This window comes from Brotocaccenecus cirricatena (assembly GCF_020687045.1).
GTDB classification, from domain to species: Bacteria; Bacillota; Clostridia; order Oscillospirales; family Oscillospiraceae; genus Vescimonas; species Vescimonas cirricatena.
Genome location: NZ_JAJEPW010000118.1, coordinates 1 through 3,578, shown reverse-complemented (window position 1 = coordinate 3,578; position 3,578 = coordinate 1). Strand labels below are relative to the sequence as shown.

The window sequence follows — 3,578 nt, the reverse complement described above, 5'->3', positions numbered from 1 at the left end:
ACCGGGGAGAAAGGATATCCCAAGCTCATAGATGAGGAGCAGCTCATCGCAGCAAACGAAAAACGCTCAAACAAGCCCCAGCTTCCGAAAAAGACGGAAGCCCAAAAGGTGCTGCGCAGGCTCTGCGGCACACCGCCATCTGAACGGGTGGAACAAAGTGTCACCGACCTGCTCAACGGCCTCGCAAATTGTCCGGACCGCATACAGCATCAGCGCAGTCCCACACCAGCCACACATTCTAAAACGCAGGAGGCGCTGGATAATGCTCTGGAACAACAGCCAATCGACGAGGACAGCGCCAAAGTGCTGATCCTCCGGCTTGCGGCAGAGCAATATGCCGCTCTGGGGGATGAAGAATATGAAACAAATCGTCTCCGGCATCTCTTCTCCGCCTTCGAATGTGTGGCGGAACTGAACGCTGATCTTCTGAAAAGCACCGTATCCGAGGTACTGGTGACCCGCCAAAATGTCAAACTGCGATTAAAAAATGGGCAAGTCATAGAAAGGAGTGACCTGCAATGAAAGAGGATGCCCCAAGAGTAATTAAGATCCCTGCCAAGCCGGAAGCCACCCGCCAGGCAGAAGCCCGCAGACAACTCCGGGTGGCAGCTTACTGTCGAGTCTCCACCAAAGAGGAGGATCAGGCAAACAGCTATGAGGTGCAGAAAGAGTACTATACCGACAAAATCATGTCCAACACCGCCTGGACGATGGCCGGCATCTTTGCAGACAAGGGCATCACCGGAACCTCGGCCAAGAAGCGTGAGGACTTCATGCGGATGATCCGGCACTGCCGCCAAAAGAAAATCGATGTGATCCTGACCAAGTCGGTTTCCCGCTTCTCCCGCAACACGGTGGACTGCCTCTACTATATCCGGGCGCTCAAACAACTTGGCATCGCAGTCATCTTCGAGAAGGAAAACATCAATTCTCTGGAGGAGGACAGTGAGCTGCGAATCACCCTCTCCGGTGCCTTCGCCCAGTCTGAAAGTGAATCTATCTCCGCCAATGTCACATGGGGTAAGCGCCGCGCCATGGAAGCTGGAAAGGTCAGCATCCAATATAAAAAGCTGTACGGCTACCGCAAAGGTGAGGATGGTCAGCCGGAGATCATTCCGAAACAGGCGGAAATCGTCCGATGGCTCTATGAGCGCTATCTCACCGGAGCCAGCCTGCGGATGATCAAAGATGAACTGGAACAGCAAGGCGTCAAGTGCTTCGAGGATTCTCCGGAGTGGACCATTTCCCGCATCCGCAGCATCCTGCAGAATGAAAAATACTGCGGTGATGTGTTGATGCAGAAGACCTTCCGGCAGGACTTTATCAACCGCAAGGCCATCAAGAATACAGGCCAGCTTCCCATGTACCTCATTGAAAATCACCACGAGGGCATTGTCAGCCGTGAAAAGTATGATGCCGTACAGGCGGAGATGGCACGGCGGAATGCAGCAAAGAGTCCTTCTAAAAACGCAGTCACAGGGATGGCCTCCTACGCCAGCAAGTATGCGCTCTCGGAGCGGTTGGTCTGCGGTGAGTGCGGGACCCTGTATCGCCGCTGCACATGGACACGAAACGGTGAAAAACGAGTCGTGTGGCGCTGTGTGAGCCGATTGGACTACGGTAAGAAATACTGCCACAATTCGCCCATACTGGATGAAGCACCACTCCAGCAAGCGATCCTCGCAGTCCTGAACACAGCTATGGCCGACAAGAATAGCTTGATTCGGCAGATCACAGATGCCATGGAAACAGAGATCATCCCATTCCCCGGCGGCACGATGAGCCTTGGAGATATTGAACGCAGGCTGAGAGAACTGGAGCAGCAATTCCAAACACTGCTGGAAAAGGCCACGGATGATCCGGCTGCCTATGGCGGTCAGTTCAAGGAGATACTGGACAAGCAAACCCTCCTGAAAGAAAGGCGTTCCGGGATCCTCGCAGATAACAAGGAGCAGGCAAAAGCCAACCAGCGCATCATGGATGCCGCACAGACCTTGGAAAACGCATCGCCCCACATTACGGAATGGGACGAGAGTGCCGTCCGCCAACTGGTGAAGATAGTAAAAGTTCTCTCCAAGGACGAGATCGCAGTCACCCTGAAGGGCGGCATTGAGATTTGCCAGAAAATTATGTACTGAAAGAAGGTGGAAAGATGATTTTTGTAACCGGTGATTGCCACGGAAACTTTGAACGCTTCAAGCCAGAATATTTCCCGGAGCAGGCACAAATGACAAAGCGGGACATCGTGATTTGTGCCGGAGACTTTGGTGGTGTGTGGTTTGGAGACGGCCGTGACGAGGCTGCATTGGACTGGCTGGAAAGTCTTCCGTTCACGCTGGCCTTCGTCTGCGGGAATCATGAGAACTACGACGCACTGGAACGATATCCGGTGAAAGACTGGCACGGCGGCAAGGTACACCGCATTCGCTCTCATGTCCTGCACCTGATGCGTGGACAGGTCTTCGAGCTGGAAGGCTATCACTTCTTCACCATGGGCGGAGCAAAAAGCCATGATACGGAGGACGGCATTCTGGAACCGGGTGCTCCGGATTTTGAACGAAAGCTCCTGATGCTGCAGAGAAAGCCCCGAGCGAGGTATCGCATCAATCACATTTCGTGGTGGGCGCAGGAGATGCCTTCTGAGGAGGAGTACGCTGAAGCACGAAAAAATCTGGCCAAGGTCGATTGGGCGGTGGACTATGTTATCACGCACTGCGCTCCCACCAGCATTGCTCTCATGGAAAACCGCCACAATGAGGCAGACCCGCTCACAGATTTTCTGCAGGAGGTCAAGGAGAGAGCACATTATCACTACTGGCTGTTCGGCCATTACCACGACAACCGGGCCATTGATGAAAAGCACATACTGCTCTGGGAGCAGATCGTACAAGTTATCTGAAACAGGTCAAGGCAGAGAAAAACACGGCGATGTTACCGTGCTTTTCTCTGTTTTGAGCGTTGAATCAGGCGCTGTGCGCCGGAAAGGAGAAACTATGAATATCCGAAAGACTGTGGACTACAGCACAATGTTTGCCACACTGGAATCTGTCATGAAAGCAGATCTGCCGCAGATGGAGCTGTACTGCGAAATCGGCAAGGCCGTCTGTGCCCACTCGGAAAAGGGTGCAGCGGTAGCTGCTGCGGAGTTCATAAAAGAACAATACCCGGATATGACCGGCTTCTCTCCGCGCAATGTGCGCCGGATGCGGGATTTCTGGCAGTTGTACAGCGGCACGCCGGAACTGCTTGGCGAAGCGCTTCACTTGAATTGGACACAGAACGTTGTGATCATGGAGGCAGAGCTGCCCGCAGAGGAGCGCCGCTGGTACATCCGGCAGGCTACAGCACGGAATCTATCCAAGGCGGAGCTTCTGCGAATGATCGAGGATTCTGCGTATCTGGAAAGTGTTCTCGACGAAAAGGTCGATGTGTGGTATAATGAGGGCAACGATGAGATTTCGGAGAGAACGCAGTATGAAGAGGATCCTGTTTATCTGTCATGGCAATATCTGCCGCAGCCCCATGGCCGAGTTCGTGATGAAGGACTTGGTAAAAAAGGCGGGACTGGCATCGCAATT

4 protein-coding genes and 1 pseudogene are annotated in these 3,578 nt (G+C 53.4%); all 5 read left to right on the top strand.

Going from position 1 to position 3,578, the window contains the following annotated elements:
• Window positions 1-522: hypothetical protein (locus LKD37_RS17095; protein WP_302930271.1), on the top strand; the 522-nt coding region annotated here is incomplete at its 5' end.
• Window positions 519-2,138 carry a recombinase family protein gene (locus LKD37_RS17090; RefSeq protein ID WP_302930270.1) on the top strand — a complete coding sequence of 540 codons (1,620 nt, stop codon included), beginning with the start codon at window positions 519-521 and terminating at the stop codon, window positions 2,136-2,138. The genes LKD37_RS17095 and LKD37_RS17090, both read left to right, overlap by 4 nt.
• Before the next feature lie 14 nt (window positions 2,139-2,152).
• Window positions 2,153-2,899, top strand: coding sequence for a metallophosphoesterase family protein (locus LKD37_RS17085; RefSeq protein ID WP_302930269.1), 747 nt, complete (start codon window positions 2,153-2,155; stop codon window positions 2,897-2,899).
• Window positions 2,853-3,386, top strand: a pseudogene (locus tag LKD37_RS17080) (DUF1016 N-terminal domain-containing protein); the annotation flags it as partial. The gene LKD37_RS17085 and the pseudogene LKD37_RS17080, both read left to right, overlap by 47 nt.
• A gap of 88 nt (window positions 3,387-3,474) precedes the next feature.
• The coding region (locus tag LKD37_RS17075; RefSeq protein ID WP_441448586.1) for an arsenate reductase/protein-tyrosine-phosphatase family protein at window positions 3,475-3,578 on the top strand (104 nt) is incomplete at its 3' end.